This is a genomic window from Cellulosimicrobium cellulans, from assembly GCF_006539945.1.
In the GTDB taxonomy this organism is placed as follows: domain Bacteria; phylum Actinomycetota; class Actinomycetes; order Actinomycetales; family Cellulomonadaceae; genus Cellulosimicrobium; species Cellulosimicrobium cellulans.
On the sequence record NZ_BJNZ01000007.1, the window covers coordinates 33,268 to 51,630 of the forward strand.

General features: G+C 74.2%; 14 protein-coding genes. 12 read left to right on the plus strand and 2 right to left on the minus strand.

Features of this window, described 5'->3' with window-relative positions; translation table 11 throughout:
• Positions 1–42 precede the first annotated feature (42 nt).
• From CCE02nite_RS07285 to aspA, 3 genes are read left to right on the plus strand one after another with little or no spacing between them, the layout of a single operon-like run.
• Complete coding sequence (locus tag CCE02nite_RS07285; protein ID WP_371861903.1) at positions 43–2,625, plus strand: beta-xylosidase/alpha-l-arabinosidase; 2,583 nt, start codon at positions 43–45, stop codon at positions 2,623–2,625.
• Entirely contained in the window at positions 2,622–4,214 is a 1,593-nt protein-coding gene (locus tag CCE02nite_RS07290; protein ID WP_141389007.1) for a glycoside hydrolase family 43 protein, read from the plus strand. The genes CCE02nite_RS07285 and CCE02nite_RS07290 overlap by 4 nt, the downstream gene beginning before the upstream one ends.
• A gap of 48 nt (positions 4,215–4,262) precedes the next feature.
• Positions 4,263–5,795: an aspartate ammonia-lyase gene (aspA, locus tag CCE02nite_RS07295; protein ID WP_141389008.1), complete on the plus strand. Its 1,533-nt coding sequence runs from the start codon at positions 4,263–4,265 to the stop codon at positions 5,793–5,795.
• A 21-nt stretch (positions 5,796–5,816) separates the two neighbouring features.
• Here the strand turns inward: aspA and CCE02nite_RS07300 are convergent, their stop codons facing one another.
• Positions 5,817–6,371, minus strand: coding sequence for a TetR/AcrR family transcriptional regulator (locus CCE02nite_RS07300; protein ID WP_141389009.1), 555 nt, complete (start codon positions 6,369–6,371; stop codon positions 5,817–5,819).
• Positions 6,372–6,433: 62 nt separating this feature from the next.
• Here CCE02nite_RS07300 and CCE02nite_RS07305 point away from each other — a divergent pair, with 62 nt between their 5' ends.
• Positions 6,434–7,447 carry an alpha/beta fold hydrolase gene (locus CCE02nite_RS07305; protein ID WP_141389010.1) on the plus strand — a complete coding sequence of 338 codons (1,014 nt, stop codon included), beginning with the start codon at positions 6,434–6,436 and terminating at the stop codon, positions 7,445–7,447.
• Here the strand turns inward: CCE02nite_RS07305 and CCE02nite_RS07310 are convergent.
• Positions 7,362–8,540, minus strand: coding sequence for an APC family permease (locus CCE02nite_RS07310; protein WP_141389137.1), 1,179 nt, complete (start codon positions 8,538–8,540; stop codon positions 7,362–7,364). The two genes, CCE02nite_RS07305 and CCE02nite_RS07310, sit on opposite strands and share 86 nt — an antisense overlap.
• A 271-nt stretch (positions 8,541–8,811) precedes the next feature.
• Here CCE02nite_RS07310 and CCE02nite_RS07315 point away from each other — a divergent pair, with 271 nt between their 5' ends.
• The 8 genes from CCE02nite_RS07315 to CCE02nite_RS07350 all read left to right on the plus strand — a co-directional run bounded on the left by CCE02nite_RS07315 (position 8,812) and on the right by CCE02nite_RS07350 (position 18,338).
• Positions 8,812–10,944, plus strand: coding sequence for a hypothetical protein (locus CCE02nite_RS07315; protein ID WP_141389011.1), 2,133 nt, complete (start codon positions 8,812–8,814; stop codon positions 10,942–10,944).
• Positions 10,945–11,066: 122 nt separating this feature from the next.
• A complete protein-coding gene (locus CCE02nite_RS21165; protein WP_141389012.1) occupies positions 11,067–12,011 on the plus strand; it encodes a cold-shock protein in 945 nt (314 codons plus the stop codon).
• Between the two features lie 67 nt (positions 12,012–12,078).
• A complete protein-coding gene (locus CCE02nite_RS07325; RefSeq protein WP_141389013.1) occupies positions 12,079–13,476 on the plus strand; it encodes an alanine--tRNA ligase-related protein in 1,398 nt (465 codons plus the stop codon).
• Positions 13,477–13,635: 159 nt separating this feature from the next.
• Positions 13,636–15,519 (plus strand): molecular chaperone DnaK, encoded by a 1,884-nt coding sequence (gene dnaK / locus CCE02nite_RS07330; RefSeq protein ID WP_047234439.1) that lies wholly within the window; start codon positions 13,636–13,638, stop codon positions 15,517–15,519.
• Positions 15,516–16,178, plus strand: a complete 663-nt coding sequence (gene grpE, locus CCE02nite_RS07335) for a nucleotide exchange factor GrpE (RefSeq protein WP_141389014.1) — start codon at positions 15,516–15,518, stop codon at positions 16,176–16,178. The genes dnaK and grpE overlap by 4 nt, the downstream gene beginning before the upstream one ends.
• Before the next feature lie 152 nt (positions 16,179–16,330).
• Positions 16,331–17,320, plus strand: a complete 990-nt coding sequence (locus tag CCE02nite_RS07340) for a DnaJ C-terminal domain-containing protein (protein ID WP_141389015.1) — start codon at positions 16,331–16,333, stop codon at positions 17,318–17,320.
• Positions 17,321–17,346: 26 nt separating this feature from the next.
• Complete coding sequence (locus tag CCE02nite_RS07345) at positions 17,347–17,841, plus strand: heat shock protein transcriptional repressor HspR (RefSeq protein WP_141389016.1); 495 nt, start codon at positions 17,347–17,349, stop codon at positions 17,839–17,841.
• 188 nt (positions 17,842–18,029) lie between these two features.
• The gene (locus CCE02nite_RS07350) at positions 18,030–18,338 is read left to right on the plus strand and encodes a DUF1540 domain-containing protein (protein WP_141389017.1); all 309 of its coding nucleotides are present in this window, start codon (positions 18,030–18,032) and stop codon (positions 18,336–18,338) included.
• Positions 18,339–18,363: the final 25 nt, after the last annotated feature.

Genomic DNA, 18,363 nt, shown 5'->3' on the forward strand with positions numbered 1-18,363 from the left:
CCGCGCGCGGGGCAGGGCCACCCATCGAAGGAGAACGGTCCCGTGACCGACGTCGTCCCTGCCGTCCCGACGGCACCCACCGGCTCCCCGGAGCCGGCCACCTCGAAGCCCGCGGCCCAGGCACCGCGCAGCGCGCGCCCGGCACCCCCGCAGCCGCCCACGGTCTCGGAGCGCGTGCGCGCGCTGCACGCCCGCATGACGCTCGACGAGAAGCTCGCCCAGCTCGTGGGCTACTGGCTCGACCAGAACGGCACCGTCGCCCCGATGCAGTCGGAGATGACGGCGGGCCAGCAGGACGGCGGCCGGCTCGCCGAGATCACGCGGCACGGCATGGGGCACTACACGCGCGTGTACGGCACGCGGCCCGTCGAGCCCGCGGAGCGCGCCGCGTGGCTGTGGGCGGAGCAGCGCCGCCTGAAGGCGGAGACGCGCCTCGGGATCCCCGCGATCGTGCACGAGGAGTGCCTCACGGGCCTCGCCGCGTGGCAGGCAGCGACGTACCCGACGCCGCTCGCGTGGGGCGCGTCGTTCGACCCGGCGCTGGTCGAGGAGATGGCGCGCGAGGTCGGGGAGTCGATGCGCGCGCTCGGCGTGCACCAGGGCCTCGCGCCCGTGCTCGACGTCGTGCGCGACCCGCGCTGGGGCCGCGTCGACGAGTGCGTGGGCGAGGACCCGTACCTCGTGGGCACGATCGGCACGGCGTACGTGCGCGGCCTCCAGGACGCGGGCGTGCACGCGACGCTCAAGCACTTCGTCGGGTACTCGGGCTCGCGCGCCGGCCGCAACCACGCGCCCGTGAGCGCGGGGCCGCGCGAGCTCGCGGACGTCTACCTCCCGCCGTTCGAGATGGCCGTGCGCGACGGCGGCGCCCGGTCGGTCATGGCGTCGTACGTCGACATCGACGGCGTGCCGCTGCACGGCAGCACGGAGTACCTCACCGAGATCCTGCGCGAGCGCTGGGGGTTCGACGGCGTCGTGGTCGCCGACTACTTCGGCGTCGCGTTCCTCGAGGTCATGCACCGTGTCGCGGCCGACCGCGGGGAGGCCGCGGCGCAGGCGCTCGAGGCCGGCCTCGACGTCGAGCTGCCCACGGGCGACGCCTACCTCGCGCCGCTCGCGGAGCGCGTCCGCTCCGGCGCGCTGGACGAGGCGTGGGTCGACCGCGCCGTCCTGCGACTCCTCAACCAGAAGGAGGAGCTCGGCCTGCTCGACCCGGCGGCCTACGCCGACGAGCCGCCGACCGCGGTCGACCTCGACACCCCGCGGCAGCGCGCGACCGCGCGCCGCCTCGCGCAGGAGTCGCTCGTGCTCCTCGCGAACGACGGCGTGCTGCCGCTCCTGCGCGGACGGCGCGACAGCGCTGACGGTGCGGCGTCCGCCCCGCGGCGCGTCGCCGTCGTCGGGCCCAACGCGGACTCGTCCGAGGCGCTCATGGGCTGCTACTCGTTCGTCAACCACGTGCTCGCGCACCACCCCGGCACCCCGGCGGGCATCGCGCTGCCGACCGTCCTGGAGTCGCTGCGCGACGCGCTCGCCCCGACCGGCGCCGAGGTGACGCACGTCGTCGGCTGCGCGGTCGACGGCGACGACGTGTCGGGGATCCCCGGGGCCGTGGACGCCGCGCGCGCCGCGGACGTCGCCGTGGTCGTCGTCGGCGACGAGGCGGGCCTGTTCGGGCGCGGCACGGTCGGCGAGGGCAACGACGTGGAGTCGCTCGAGCTCCCGGGCGTGCAGCGGCGGCTCGTCGAGGAGGTCGTCGCCTCCGGGACGCCCGTCGTGCTCGTGCTGCTCACGGGCCGCCCGTACGCGATCGGCTGGGCGTTCGAGGACCACGCGGGGACGGACGGTGCGGCGCCCGGTCGCCCGGCCGCCGTCGTGCAGGGCTTCTTCCCCGGCGAGGAGGGCGGCCGCGCGGTGGCCGACGTGCTCGTCGGCGCGGTGAACCCCTCGGGCCGCCTGCCCGTCTCGCTGCCCCGCGCGGGCGGCGCGCAGCCCTACACGTACCTCCACCCGGTGCTCGGCGGGCCGTCCGACGTGACGTCCACCGACCCGACGCCGGTGCGGCCGTTCGGGTTCGGGCTCTCCTACACGCGGTTCGCGTACGCGGACCTGGCGGTCGACACGAGCGTCGCCGCGGGCGGCACGTTCGCTGCCTCGGTGACCGTGACCAACACGGGTGACGTCGCGGGGACGGACGTCGTGCAGCTCTACGCGCGCGACGTCGTGGGATCCGTGCCGCGCCCCGTCGCCCAGCTCCTCGGGTACGCGCGCGTCGACCTGGCTGCGGGCGCGTCGCGCCGCGTGACCTTCCGCGTCCCGACGACGCGCCTCGCGTTCTCCGACCGTCGCCTCGTGCGCGTGGTCGAGCCGGGCGACGTCGAGGTGTGGGTCGGGGCGCACGCCGGCGCGGTCGACGCCGCGCCCGGCACCGGCGACCTCGGGTCGACGACCGGCGGCGCGATCGTCAACGAGTCGGTGCCGGCCGAGCGCCGGGTCGTGCCCGGTGCTGCGACGGCGCGCGCGACGCTCGCCGTCACCGGGTCGGTGCACCGGGTCACGGCCGCGGACGAGCGGCTCGTCGCGGTCGAGGTCTCCGAGCGGGTCGAGGCGGGGGAGCGCGCATGACCCTCGTCCCGAACCCGATCCTGCCCGGCTGCTTCCCCGACCCGTCGGTCTGCCGCGTCGGCGACGACTTCTACCTCGTCACCTCGACGTTCGAGTACCTGCCCGGCCTACCGGTGCTGCGCAGCCGCGACCTCGCGACGTGGGAGCACGTCGGGGACGTCGTGGACCGGTCCGGCCAGCTCGACTACGACGGCATCCGGTCGTCGGGCGGCCTGTACGCGCCGACGCTGCGCCACCACGACGGCACGTTCTGGCTCGTGTGCACGCTCGTGGACCCGGAGGACGACTCCCGCGGCGGCAACTTCGTCATGACCGCGACCGACCCGGCCGGGCCGTGGTCCGACCCGGTGTGGCTGCGCGACGAGGACGGCGAGCGGGTGGCCGGGATCGACCCGTCGGTCTTCTTCGACGACGACGGCCGCGCGTGGCTGCACGGGACCCGGCTCGCGGCCGAGCCGGAGTGGTTCCACCAGACCGAGGTGTGGGTGCGCGAGCTCGACCTCGCGACGCTCACGCTGGTCGGCCCGGAGCACGTGGTGTGGACGGGCGCCGTGCGCGGCGCGGTGTGGGCCGAGGGGCCGCACCTGTACAAGGTCGACGGCACGTACTACCTGCTCGCCGCCGAGGGCGGCACGGACTTCCACCACGCCGTGTCCGTCGCGCGCGCCTCCTCGGTCACCGGGCCGTACGAGGGCGACAAGGCCAACCCCGTGCTGACGCACCGCCACCTCGGGCGCGGCGTGGACGTCGTCGGCGTGGGCCACGCCGACCTGGTCGAGGCGCCCGACGGCTCGTGGTGGGCCGTGCTGCTCGCCATGCGCGTCTACGGCGGCTACCACTACCCGCTCGGGCGCGAGACGTTCCTCGTCCCCGTCGTGTGGGAGGACGGCTGGCCCGTCCTCGCGCCCGGTGAGGGCCGCGTGCCCGACGCCGTCGAGGTCCCGTTCGCGAGCGCGGCGCCCCGGACGGAGGTCCAGGGCGGGGCGAGCGGCGTCGTCCGCCCCGACGACCCGCGCTGGACGGCGGTGCGCGCCCTCCCGCGGGACGTCGCGACACCGGCAGGCGAGGGCTGGGACCTGCCCGTGCGCCCGACGACGCTCGCCGAGCGAGGCGCGCCCGCGTTCCTCGGGGTGCGCCAGCAGCACCGCGACGTCGACGTGACGGTCACGCTGCGCGTGCCGGAGGTCGCGGGGGAGCGGGCGGGCGTCGTCGTGCGCCAGTCGGAGCGGGACCACGTGCGCCTGCTCGTCGACGGCGGGCCTGGGGACTCGCGGCGCGTCGTGGCCGTGCACCGACGTGGCGGCACGGACGAGGTGGTCGGGGAGGCCGCGGTGAGCGCCGCGCCCGGGGAGCCGGTCGTCGTCGGGCTGCGCGTGCGCGGGCAGGAGTACGGGCTCGTCGCCGGTCCGGCGGGGGACGAGTCCCGGGGCTCGCTCGAGCTCGTCGCGACGGTGGACGGCCGCACGCTCGACAGCGCAGCGGCGGGCGGGTTCCTCGGGCTCTGGCTCGGGGTGCACGCGACGAGCGAGGGTCGGCCGACGGCGTCCGTCGTGCGCGTGGAGCGGTTCGCCTACGAGCCCGTGGTCTGACTCGACGCTCCCGCGTGCGGGACGGTCCGGCGGGGCTACGGTCGGGGCATGTCGAGCGAACGGACGCGCACCGAGGTGGACCTGCTGGGGCCGAAGGAGGTCCCGGCGGACGCGTACTACGGCGTCCACACGGTGCGGGCGATGGAGAACTTCCGGATCTCGGGGACGACGGTGAGCGACGTCCCCGAGATGGTCCGGGGCATGGTCATGGTCAAGAAGGCGTCGGCGCTCGCGAACCGCGAGCTGCGGACGATCCAGCGCGACATCGCCGACGCGATCGTCACCGCGTGCGACCAGATCCTCGACCACGGGCGGTGCCTGGACCAGTTCCCCGTGGACGTGTTCCAGGGCGGCGCGGGCACGAGCGTCAACATGAACACCAACGAGGTCGTGGCGAACCTGGCGCTCGAGCTCGCCGGGTTCGAGAAGGGACGCTACGACGTCATCAACCCCAACGACCACGTCAACCGCTCGCAGTCGACCAACGACGCCTACCCCACGGGCTTCCGGCTCGCGGTCCACGAGCTCGTCGTGCGGCTCCAGCACGAGGTGCGGCGGCTCGAGCGCGCGTTCGACGAGAAGGCGTCGGAGTTCGCCGACGTCCTGAAGATGGGGCGCACCCAGCTCCAGGACGCGGTCCCCATGAGCCTCGGCCAGGAGTTCGCGGGGTTCGCCGTGAACGTCGGGGAGGAGATCCGCCGGCTCGAGGTCGCGGGCGAGCTGCTGCTCGAGGTCAACCTCGGCGCGACGGCGATCGGCACCGGGCTGAACACGCCGCCGGGGTACCCGAAGGTCGCGACGCGACGCCTCGCCGAGGTGAGCGGGCTCCCGACGGTCCCGGCCGAGAACCTCGTGGAGGCGACGTACGACAACGGCGCCTACCTCGCGGTGCACTCCGCCCTCAAGCGGCTCGCGGCGAAGCTCTCGAAGATCTGCAACGACCTGCGCCTGCTCGCGTCCGGGCCGCGCGCGGGGCTGGGGGAGATCAACCTGCCCGAGCTCCAGGCCGGGTCGTCGATCATGCCCGCCAAGGTGAACCCGGTGATCCCCGAGGTCGTCAACCAGGTGTGCTTCAAGGTCATGGGCAACGACGTGACCATCACCCACGCGGCCGAGGCCGGCCAGCTCCAGCTCAACGTCATGGAGCCGGGGCTCGCTCAGGCCATGTTCGAGTCGCTGCGCCTGCTCACCAACGCGTGCGTCGCGCTGCGCACCAAGTGCGTCATGGGCATCACGGCGAACGTCGAGGTGTGCCGCCGTCACGTGCTCGACTCGATCGGCATCGTCACGTACCTCAACGAGATCATCGGGCACCGCAACGGCGACCTCGTGGGCGCCGAGGCCGCGCGCACCGGAGCCTCGGTGCGCGACATCGTCGTGGCGCACGGCCTGCTCACGCCCGAGCAGGTGGACGCGGTGCTGACGACCGAGAACTTCCTGCGCCCGCGCTACACGGGCCGCTACTACGACGTCGACGAGCGCGGCCTCCCCGACGGTGGGGACGAGGGCGACTCGTCACGCGTCGTGGAGTCCGACGACGCCACGGGCGCGCCGCCCGAGCCCGAGCCGGAGAACGCCTGACCGCGAGACCGGTCCGTCGGCTCACGACGCCGCGAAGGCACGCACCGCGCGCTCGACGGCGGGGCGCAGGTCGAGGCCGGGGTCGACGGTGAGCCGGTGCAGGAGCAGCCCGTCGCAGAGCCCCATGAGCGCCCGGGTCGCGGGCACCGGGTCGACGATGCCGACGGCGGTCACGATCCGCTCGGTCCACCGCTCGAACGCGCGACGCTGCTGCCGCAGAGGCTCGCCGAGCTCGGCGTCGCCCGCGAGCTCGAGGAAGAGCGCGTAGCGCGCCCGGGTGCGCGTGGCGAACGGGCCCGCCTGCACCTCGGTCATGGCGCACAGGCCGTCGACCAGCGCGTCGACGCCGGTGATCTCCGGCATCGATCCGGGGTCGAAGTCGGCGCGCTCGCGCTCGGCGATCCAGTCGACGACGCCGGCGAGGAGGGCTCGGCGCGTGCGGAACCAGTTCGACGTCGACCCCGGGGGGAGGCCTGCGCGCTGGTCGACCCGTGCGTGGCTCAGGGCACGCACGCCGTCCGCTCCGAGCACCTCCACGGCCGCGTCCAGCGCGCGTTCTCGGGTCGCTGCGGTCATGGACTCCCTCTCTCGACGGGTCTACTATGAACATAGTAGTCCGGCCGCACGAAGGAGTCGCCATGGCTACGCCCCAGCCCCGTACCACCCGCCCCGCCGACGCCCGGGCCTGGTCGCCCCCTCTCCCGGACGCGCCGGGATTCGACCACCTCATGGTCGAGACACCCGGCCTGCGCACGCACGTCGCGACCATCGGCACGGGCGACCCGGTCGTGCTGCTGCACGGCTTCCCCGAGCACTGGTGGCAGTGGCACGACGTCGCCCCCGTCCTCGCCGCCGCCGGACACCGCGTCCTGTGCCCGGACCTGCGCGGCGCCGGGTGGACCGCCGCGGACGACCCGCGGATCGAGCGCGAGACCCGGCTCCACGACCTGCTCGCCCTGCTCGACGCCCTCGGCGTCGAGCGCGCCGACCTCGTCTCCCACGACATGGGCGTCATCACCGCGATGCAGCTCTGCTACGACCACCCCGAGCGCGTCCGCACCGCCGTGCAGCTGTCCGTCCCACCGGGCTTCTTCACCTTCAGCCCGCGGCTGCTGCCCGCCTTCCAGCACCTGCCGCCGTTCATCTGGCACCGGCCGGGCGCCTCGCTGCACGGGACGTTCTCCGCGCGGTACGCCGCCCGGCCGATGTCCGCGGCGACGGTCGACGCGCACCTCGCCCCGTTGCGCCGGCCCGAGGTCGACGCCGCGGTGCGGCCGCTCACGCGCCGGATGATCCTGCCCGAGGCGCTGCGGATCATGCGGGGCGCCTACCGGCGTCGGCGGCTCACGGTGCCGACCCTCGTCGTCTACGGCAGGCTCGACCACCCCACCACCGAGGACCTCATGGGGCGCATCTGCCGCCGTCCGGAGCGCTACGCCGACCGCATCGAGTTCGCGTGGGTGGAGGGCGCCGCGCACTTCATCACCGACGACGCGCCCGAGGCCGTCGCAGCGCTCGCGCTCGACTGGTTCGACCGCGCGGCGTGGGGGGCTCCCCGGTGCACGCTCAGGACCGGACGCGGACGGCCCGGAGGACGACGCCTACCGCCAGCACCGCCGTCCCCGCGGCGACGCTCGCGAGCGGGAGCGTGACGACGAGCGCGGCGCAGCCGACCACGCCGAGCACCGGCAGCGCACGCGGGTACAGCCGGTGCGGGGCGGACTGGCGCAGCGCCGACAGGTTCGCCACGAGGTAGTAGACGAGCACCCCGAACGAGGAGAACCCGATCGCCCCCCGCAGGTCCGTCGTGAGCACGAGCACCACGACGACGGCTCCGACCGCGAGCTCGGCCCGGTGCGGCACCCGGTGCACGGGGTGCACGGCCGCGAACCACCCGGGCAGGTCGCCCGTGCGCGCCATCGCGAGGCCCGTCCTGCTCACGCCCGCGAGCAGGGCGAGGAGGGCGCCGGCGCTCGCGGCGACGGCACCGACGGTCACGACCGGGCCGGCCCACGCCCACGACCCTGCCGCGACCGCGTCGGCGAGCGGCGCCCCGGACGCCGCGAGCCCGTCCGGTCCCAGCACCGCGAGCAGGGCCACCGCGACGACCGCGTAGAGCACGACGACGGCCCCGAGCGACACGAGGACCGCGCGCGGGATCGTGCGGCGCGGGTCGCGCACCTCCTCGCCCAGCGTCGCGACGCGCGCGTACCCCGCGAACGCGAAGAACAGCAGCCCGGCGGACTGGAGGACGCCGTACCACTCGCCGTGCGCGCCGTCGGGGTCGAGCACCCCGGACCACGCGGGTGCCGTGCCCGCGAGGCTCGCGACGACGGCCGTCGCGATCGCGAGGAGCGCCACCGCGACGATCGCGCGCGCGAGCCGCGCCGTGCGCGTCATGCCCCGGTAGCCCACGGCCGTGAGCAGCACGACCGCCCCGGCGGCGACGGGGCGCTCCCACCCGGGCGGGGCGGCGTAGGCCGCGAGCACGAGCGCCATGGCCGCGCAGCTCGCCGTCTTCCCGACGACGAACCCCCACCCGGCGACGTACCCCCACCAGGGGCCGAGGTGCTCGCGCCCGTACACGTACGTGCCGCCCGACGTGGGGTGCTGCGCCGCGAGCTGGGCCGACGACGTCGCGTTCGCGTACGCGACGACCGCCGCCAGGCCGAGCCCGACGAGCAGTCCCGTGCCCGCGGCGGCCGCCGCCGGGGCGAACGCGGAGAAGACGCCCGCGCCGATCATCGACGCGAGCCCGACGACGACGGCGTCCGTCGTGCCGAGGCGTCGCACGAGCGAGGGCCGGCCCGGGGTGGTGGTCACCCGGACAGCGTGCCAGGACAAGGTGTCCGGAAGGTGTCGACGCCCGTCCCGGGGAGTGGTCGGCGCGCCCTCCGGGAGCGGGTACAGTTCCCGCCGGTGTCCCGTTCCCGGTCGTCGTCGACCGGACCCGCCGCACGGGGAGACGGGCTGTCCGCTACGGCGAGGACGGCGGTGCAGGGTGGTCGCAGGACGGGTGCGTCACGCAGGACGGACGCTGCGTGCCGGGTCGGGGGTCGCGCTCGTGTGCGCCGTCCTCCTCGGCGCGCCGACGGCCGCGTCCGCGGACACGGGCGACGGGCTGTCGGAGACCTCTCGGACGCGGTACGAGGTCGACGGGTCGGGCCCCGTCCGCGTGTCGGTCACGACGACGATCCGCAACGAGCAGCCCTCCAGCGGGATGTACGTCTACTACTGGGACGCGTACGGGATCCCCGTGCCGGCGGGCGCGACCGACGTCACCGCCACGAGCGGCGGGGCGTCGCTCCCGGTCACGTTCGAGACGACCGAGGACCCGTCGACCCGGATCGCCGGGGTGTCGTTCGCCCCGCTGAACTACGGTCGCGAGCGGACCGTCGAGTGGGCCTACACGATCCCGGGCGAGCCGATCCGCTCGGAGGGGTACACGCGCGTCGGGCCCGGCTACGCGACGTTCGCCGTGCACGCGGCGGGCGACCCGGGGCAGGTCACCGTCGAGATCGCCACCCCGACGTCGATGGACTTCGACAGCACGTGGGACGGCTTCGAGCCGATCCTCGAGGGGGAGACCCGCACCCACCGCGCGACCGAGAGCACGGACGACTACGGGACCTGGGCCTTCGTCTCGCTGCGCGACCCCGCGCAGGCCGACGAGACGAGCGTCGACGTCGGCGGCAACGAGCTCGTGCTGGAGAGCTTCCCGGGCGACACCGAGTGGAGCGGCTTCGTCGAGGAGCAGGTGGTGGCCGGCATGCCCGTGCTGGAGCGCGCGGTCGGGATGCCGTGGCCGGGCAGCCTGGAGCGGATCCGTGAGGACGTGTCGCCCGGGGTGCTCGGGTACGCGTGGTTCGACTCGGCCTCCTGGGAGATCGTCATCCCCGAGGACCTCGACGCCGGGCTCCTGTTCCACGAGCTCTCGCACGCGTGGCTCGCCGGGGACCGGTTCGCGGACCGGTGGGTGTACGAGGGGCTGGCCGAGGTGGTCGGGCAGCGCGTCGCGGCCGAGACCGGCGGCCCGGCGGAGCAGCGGCCCGCGCCCGCGCGCGACGCGAAGGACGCCCTGCCGCTCGTCGCCTGGGAGGACCTCGACCTCGACGGCGGCGCGGACGCCGCCGAGGAGTACGCCTACGCCGCCGCGTGGACCGCGATGTCGGAGCTCGTCGGGGGCCTGGACGACGACGCCCTCGGACCGTTGGTCGCGGCGGCGTACGCGGGCGAGAGCGCCTACGACGCGCCCGGCACTCTCGACCACCCGGGCCTGACGGACGGCCGTCGTCTCCTCGACCTCGTCGAGGTGCGCGGCGGCGTGGCCGGAGCCGAGGCGAGCTACCGGACGTGGGTCGCCGACGCGGACGAGACCGCCCTGCTCGACGCGCGGGCCCCGGCCCGCGAGGCGTACGCCGTGCTCGACGCGGCGGACGGCGCGTGGTCGCCGCCCGCCGGCCTGCGCGCCGCGATGACGGACTGGGCGTTCGAGGACGCCGAGGCGGCCCGCACCGCGATCGGTCCCGACGCCGCCGCGGCCGCCGGGCAGGTGCAGGAGGCCGCCCGCGCCGCGGGGCTGCCCGACCCGGCCGCCGTGCGCGAGCAGTACGAAGGCGCCCAGAGCGCCGAGGAGTACGCGGCGCTCGCGACCGCGCTGCCGCGCGCGGTCGAGGTCGTCGGGTCGGTGGGCGACGCGGTCGCCGCCGCCTCGTCCGGCGGCCCGCTCGCGGACCTCGGCCAGCTGCTCCTGGACGTCGACGGCTCCGCGGCGGACGCCCGCGCCGCGCTCGACGACGGTCGGCTGGACGACGCCGCGGCCGCGGCCGGCGACACGTCGTCCCGTGCGGCCGCGGCGCCCTGGCTCGGGACCGGCAGCGTCCTCCTCGTCGTCGTGGCGCTCGCCGGTGTGGTCGTGCTGCTCGTCCGGCGCCGCGCACGCCCTCCGGCCTCCGAGGGCGCGGCCGCCGGAGCGGACGACGGGCCGGACGGCGCGACGGGTCGTCAGGCGGAGGCGGCCACGGGCACCGAGCCGGCCGCGGACGAGGAGCCGACCACGGACACCGAGCCGGCCGCGGACGAGGAGCCGACCTCGGACACCGAGTCCGCCGCGGACGAGGAGCCGGAGCCCGTCGAGGCGTCGCCCTGACCCGTCGGCGGCACCGGCCGTGAGCAGCGGGTTCGGCTCGGCGGGATGCCGCCGGGAGGGCCGACGGCTCGGGACGGGGGACAATGGACGACAGCACTGTCTGCCGAGACGAGGAGTCCTAGGTGCCCCAGGGAACTGTCCGATGGTTCGACGCCGACCGAGGGTTCGGCTTCATCGACCTCGGGAACGAGGCGGAGGACCTGTTCGTCCACGCGTCCGAGATCGTCGGCGACGACGGGCCGAAGCAGCTCCGTGAGGGGCAGGTCGTCGAGTTCGAGGTGGGCGAGGGTGACCGCGGCCCGCAGGCGCGCCGCGTCCGCGTCACGGGCGACCGGGCCGCTGACGCACCGCTGGGCGTGCTCGGCACCGTCGCCTGGTACGAGCCGACCAAGGGGTACGGCTTCGTCACGCCCGACGGCGGCGGCGACCAGATCTTCCTGCACAGCTCCGCGATCGTCGGGGGCGGCGTGGTCTCCGAGGGGCAGCGGGTCGCGTTCCTCGTCGTCGAGGGCGAGAAGGGGCCGCAGGCGGACCACCTCCTCCCGCTCGGGGCGCAGGCCGCGCAGCCCGCGGCCGACGGCGCCGACGGGACCGTGTCCTGGTACGACGACGTCAAGGGCTTCGGCTTCGTCGTCCCCGACGGCGGCGGCGACGACGTCTTCGTCCACGTCAGCGCGCTCGGCCGTGGGCTGACCGAGCTCTCCGAGGGGGCCCGCGTGACCTACGACGTCGTCGCGGGCGACAAGGGGCCGAACGCCCGCAACGTGCAGCTCGTGCGCGGCTCGGGGGGTGCACGGGCCGGAGCGGACCGCGGTCGTCCGGGCCGCCCGGCGAGCGCCGGTCGTCCCGCGTCGGGCAGGCCCGCCCGCGCAGGGGAGGGGACCGTCGCGCGCTACGACGAGGACCGTGGCTTCGGCTTCATCACCCCCGACGCCGGGGGCGAGGACCTGTTCGTGCACGTCTCCGTCCTGCGGGACGAGTCGTTCCTGGAGGAGGGCGACCGGGTCCGGTTCAGGATCCGCCAGAGCGACCGCGGGCCGCAGGCCGACGACGTCGAGCTGCTGTAGGAACGGGGCCCTCCGGGGCGGTGTATTGCCCTGGAAGGTGGCGGGCGCCGTCCCTAGGGTCGATGAGATGAACGCCCAGGAGATCCGCTCGGCCTACCTCGAGTTCTTCGCCGCACGAGGGCACGCCGTGATCGAGCGAGCGCCCCTGGTGCTGCGCGAGGATCCGACGACGCTGTTCACGGGTGCCGGGATGCAGCCGCTGATGCCCTACCTGCTGGGCGTCCGGGGGCACGACGCCGGGCCCCTCCTGGTCGACTCGCAGCCGTGCGTGCGAGCCCAGGACATCGACGAGGTCGGGGACCGGCGGCACACGACCTTCTTCGAGATGCTGGGCAACTGGAGCCTGGGGTCCGCCGACGTGGAGCAGCAGGTCCGGTGGTTCGTCGAGTTCCTCGCGCACGTCGGCGTCGACCTCGAGCGACTGTACGTCACGTGCTTCCGTGGGTCGCCCGAGCACGGGATCCCTCGTGACGACGAGGCGGCACGAGCCTGGGTCGCGGTGCTCGCGGAGCACGGGATCGCGGCACCGCTCGTGGACGTGGGGTCCCGTGCCGACGGCGACCGTGACGGGATGCGCGGCGGTCGCGTGTTCCTCTACGACGCCGAGGAGAACTGGTGGAGCCGGGGAGGCGGCCTGGACGGCACGCCCGTCGGCGACCCCTGCGGGCCGGACTCGGAGGTCTTCTACGACCTCGGCCCCGAGCACCATGACCCGTCGACCGGTGAGCCCCATCCCGCGAGCGAGGGCGGACGGTTCGTCGAGATCGGCAACCAGGTGTTCATGCGCTACCGCCGCACGAGCGAGGGGTTCGTCCCCCTCGACGAGCCGAGCATCGACTTCGGGGGCGGGCTCGAGCGCATCGCCGCGGCCGCCCTGGCGACCCCCGACGTGTTCGACGTGAGCCTCCTGCGCCCCCTGGTAGACCGGCTCGAGACGCTCAGCGGTCGTCCGTACGAGGACGACCCGCGCCCGTTCCGCGTGGTCGCCGACCACGTCCGGGCCGCGACGTTCCTCGCCGCCGACGGGGTGCGCCCGGGCAACAAGGCGCACGGGTACGTCCTGAGGCGGCTCGTCCGCCGGGCCGTGGTGCACGCCCTCCGGCTCGGGCTGGAGGAGCGGTTCGTCGACGACCTCGTCGCCGTCGTGGCCGAGGCGTACGGCGACACGTACCCGGGCCTGGTCGAGCAGCGCGAGGAGCTGAGCACGGTCCTCCGTGAGGAGGAGTCGCGTTTTCGTCGCACGGTGCACCGCGGTCTCCGGGAGCTCGAGAAGCTCCGGGGCGCGACCGTCACGGGGGACGACCTGTTCGTGCTCGCGGACACCTGGGGCTTCCCCGTCGAGCTGTCGGTCGACGAGGTCCGCCGCCGCGAGATGGCTCTGGCCGCGGACTGGCGGGAGGGGTACACGCTCCACCGCGAGCGCCAGCGGGCCCGGTCACGGGCAGCCGCCTCCGGCCGGGAATAGCTCGCCCAGGGTGAAGGTTGAGCCATATGGACTCAAGTTCTGGCGAGCGGGCTTGCGCGCGAGCGCACCGCGTGCCTACCTTGAGTGAAGCAGACTCAACCCGGTGTGCCGGGCGCGCGTGCGCCGTCGGGCACCCCATCCACAACGGAGGCAGCACACATGGCACGAGCAGTCGGGATCGACCTCGGCACCACCAACTCGGTGGTCGCCGTCCTCGAGGGCGGAGAGCCCACCGTCATCGCGAACGCCGAGGGGTCGCGCACGACGCCGTCGGTGGTCGCCTTCTCCAAGACCGGCGAGGTCCTCGTCGGCGAGGTCGCCAAGCGTCAGGCGGTCACGAACGTCGACCGCACCATCAGCTCGGTGAAGCGCCACATGGGCACCGACTGGTCGGTGGAGATCGACGACAAGAAGTACACCGCGCAGGAGATCTCCGCGCGCATCCTGGGCAAGCTCAAGCGCGACGCCGAGGAGTACCTGGGCGAGCCCGTCACGGACGCGGTCGTCACCGTCCCGGCGTACTTCAACGACGCCGAGCGCCAGGCGACCAAGGACGCCGGGCAGATCGCGGGCCTCAACGTGACGCGCATCGTCAACGAGCCCACCGCGGCCGCGCTCGCGTACGGCCTGGAGAAGGGCAAGGAGGACGAGCTCATCCTCGTCTTCGACCTGGGTGGCGGCACGTTCGACGTCTCGCTCCTCGAGGTCGGCAAGGACGAGGACGACTTCTCCACGATCCAGGTCCGCGCGACCTCGGGCGACAACCGACTCGGCGGCGACGACTGGGACCAGCGCATCGTCGAGCACCTCATCAAGCAGGTGAAGAACAGCTCGGGCGTCGACCTGTCGAAGGACAAGATCGCGCTCCAGCGTCTGCGCGAGGCCGCCGAGCAGGCGAAGAAGGAGCTCTCGTCCGCGACGAGCACCACCATCTCGATGCAGTACCTCTCGATGAGCGAGAACGGCCCCATCCACCTGGACGAGAAGCTCACGCGCGCCCAGTTCCAGCAGATGACGCAGGACCTGCTCGACCGGACGAAGGCCCCGTTCCACAAGGTCATCTCCGACGCGGGCGTCTCCGTCTCCGACATCGACCACGTCGTGCTCGTGGGTGGCTCCACCCGCATGCCGGCCGTGACCGACGTCGTCAAGGAGCTCACGGGCGGCAAGGAGCCCAACAAGGGCGTCAACCCGGACGAGGTCGTCGCCGTCGGCGCGGCCCTGCAGGCCGGCGTCATCTCCGGTGACCGCAAGGACGTCCTGCTCATCGACGTGACCCCGCTGTCCCTCGGCATCGAGACCAAGGGTGGCGTGATGACCAAGCTCATCGAGCGCAACACGGCCATCCCGACCAAGCGCAGCGAGATCTTCTCGACGGCCGAGGACAACCAGCCGTCGGTGCTCATCCAGGTGTTCCAGGGCGAGCGCGAGTTCGCGCGCGACAACAAGCCGCTCGGCACGTTCGAGCTCACCGGCATCGCGCCGGCCCCGCGCGGCGTGCCGCAGATCGAGGTCACGTTCGACATCGACGCGAACGGCATCGTCCACGTCGGCGCCAAGGACCGCGGCACCGGCAAGGAGCAGAAGATGACCATCACGGGCGGCTCGGCGCTGCCCAAGGAGGACATCGACCGCATGGTCAAGGAGGCCGAGGAGCACGCGGCCGAGGACAAGAAGCGTCGCGAGGAGGCGGAGACCCGCAACCAGGCCGAGGCGTTCGTGTACTCGACCGAGAAGCTCGTCTCCGAGAACAAGGAGAAGCTCCCCGCCGACGTCGTCACCGAGGTCGAGGCCGACATCGCGTCGGTCAAGTCCGCGCTCGAGGGCGAGGACGCCGACGCCGTGAAGACCGCGCACGAGAAGCTCGTCGCGTCCTCGCAGAAGATCGGCCAGGCGCTCTACGCCTCGGCCGAGCAGGAGCAGGCCGCCGGCAACCCCGGCGCCGCGCAGGACGACGCCACCGCCGCTGCGGGTGCGACGTCCGCTCCGGACGAGGACGTCGTCGACGCCGAGATCGTGGACGACGAGGACGACAAGAAGTGACGTCCCCCGAGGACCGGGGCCCCGAGGAGCAGGCCGGGCGCGAGCCCGGCCAGGGCCCCGAGGACAAGCCGTTCCACTTCACCGACAAGCGCAAGGTCGACCCGGAGACCGGCCGCCCGCGCGAGGGCGCGGACGCCGGCTCGGCCGGTGGCCCGGCGGGTGAGAGCACGGAGTCGGACCCGCTCGCCGGCCTCGACTTCGAGCCGTCCGACGAGGCCGAGGTCGACGCGGCGGTCCTGGCCGCGAAGGCCGAGGCCGCCGAGCACCTCGACGCGCTCCAGCGTGAGCGGGCGAGCTTCACGAACTACCGCAACCGGTCGCTGCGCGACCAGGAGGCCGCGCGCACGAAGGGGATCGAGGACGTGCTCACCGCGCTCCTCCCGGTGCTCGACGACATCGACCGCGCGCGGCAGCACGGCGAGCTGACGGGGCCGTTCGCGGCCATCTCCGACAAGCTCGACGGATCGCTCGAGAAGTTCGGGATCGAGCGCTACGGCGCGGTCGGGGACGAGTTCGACCCCACCGTCCACGAGGCGCTCATGCACCAGCCCGACCCCGAGGCCGCCGCCACCACGGTGAACCTCGTCATCGAGCCGGGCTACCGGATCGGGGACAGGGTCGTGCGCGCCGCGCGCGTCTCGGTCGTCGGCCCCCAGTAGCCACCTCGCCCTCGTGCCCGACGGCGCGGGCCCACCTCCCGCGCGGAGGTGCGCTCCGCCGTCGGGCACGCGAGGATCACCAGCAGCAGCAGATCGACAGCAGCCATGACGCGAAGGACCAGGACCACGACCACCGACAGGAGGGAGGCGCCGTGACCGGACAGGACTGGATGGAGAAGGACTTCTACGCCGCGCTCGGCGTCCCCAAGGACGCCGACGACGCCACGATCAAGAAGGCCTACCGCAAGCTCGCGCGCAAGTACCACCCCGACCAGAACCAGGGTGACGCGGGCGCCGAGGCCAAGTTCAAGGAGATCGGCGAGGCGTACGCCGTGCTGTCGGACGCCAAGGAGCGCGAGCAGTACGACGCGATCCGGGCGATGGCCGGCGGCGGCGCCCGCTTCTCCGCGGGTCCCGGCGGCGCCGGGGGCGCGGGCTTCGAGGACGTGTTCGGCGGCATGTTCGGCGGCGGCGGCCCGGGCGGCACCCGGGTCCGGTACTCGACCGGTGGCCAGGGCGGCGGTTTCGAGGACATCCTCGGCTCGATGTTCGGCGGGGCGGGCGCGCAGCAGTTCGGCGGCGGCCCCCGCCCGCGGGCCGGTGCGGACGTCGCCGCGGCCACGACCCTCCCGTTCCGTCAGGCGGTCGAGGGCTCGACCGTGACGTTCACGGTCGACGGCCGCAACGTCACCACCCGCATCCCCCCGGGCGTGCGCGACGGCCAGAAGATCCGGCTCCGCGGCAAGGGCCGCCCGGGCATGGCCGGCGGTCCCGACGGCGACCTCGTCGTCACCGTGCACGTCACCCCGCACCCCGTGTTCTCCCTCGACGGCACGAACCTCCGCGCGACCGTCCCCGTGACGTTCGCCGAGGCCGCGCTCGGGGCGACCATCAGCGTGCCGACGCTCGACGGCTCGACCGTCAAGGTCAAGGTGCCGGCCGGGACCCCCTCGGGGCGCACGCTGCGGGTCAAGGGCCGGGGCGTGAAGACCGCGAAGGCGACCGGCGACCTGCTCGTCACGGTCCAGGTCGCGGTGCCGCAGAAGCTCTCGAAGGCCGCGCGCGAGGCGGTCGAGACGTTCGCCGCCGAGACGGACGGCCAGGACGTGCGCGCCGACCTCGTGCGCGACGCGGCCGTCTGAGCAGCGGCGTGAGGAGGTCCTCGACGATGACCGCGGAGGGTGCCGGCCCGGGCCGGGGGAGCGACGTCGACCAGGACGCGCCCGTCCTCGTCATCTCCCAGGCGGCGGCGCTCGCGGGCATGCACCCGCAGACGCTGCGTCAGTACGACCGCCTCGGTCTCGTGGTGCCGCGCCGCACCGCGGGCCGGGGGCGGCGCTACTCGCTGCGCGACGTCGCGAAGCTGCTCGAGGTGCAGCGGCTCAGCCACGACGAGGGCATCAACCTCGCGGGCATCCAGCGCATCCTCGCGCTCGAGTCGCAGGTGGAGCGGCTGGAGCGCCGCATCGAGGCGCTCTCCGCGCGCGTCGAGCCGGGCGGCCGGGTGTTCGCGGCCGCGGCGAGCGGGGACGTCGTCGTCGTGCCGCGCGGGCGCAGCGTGCGCCGCGGGGTCGAGGAGGCGCTGCGCGAGACGCTCGTCGAGCACGGCGAGGCGCGCGCGCTCGTCATCTGGCGACCCCGGGCCGACGACGCCGGGTCCTGACCCGGGCAGCTCCGCCCGGGCCGGGCATCGTTCCTGGTCACGCATTTCCGCAAGAATGTCGTGCGCTAATACCGTGCCATTCCTGCATTTCTTAGCAAGGCCTTCCTTGCTATACATCGCGGAATTCCGGGAATACCGTGGACACGGAAGCCCGGCCCCCAAGGGTCCTCGGAGAACAGGAGATCGCGATGAGCAGCCTCACGGAGATGCCCCAGGTCGTCGAGTGTTCCATCGACGGCTGCGGGTACAACCACGACCACGGGTGCCACGCCGGCGCCGTGACGATCGCCGGTCACACGGGAGACGCCGAGTGCGCGACCTTCATCCCGCTCGGGACCAAGGGCGGCCTCGAGAAGGTGCTCGCGCACGTCGGGGCCTGCCAGCGCACCGAGTGCATCCACAACTCCTCGCTCGAGTGCTCGGCCCCGTCGATCCGCGTGGGCGCCGGTGCGTCCGGCGAGGACAAGGCCGACTGCCTCACCTTCACCCCGCGCTGACACCGACCGCAGGCGCCCACGACAC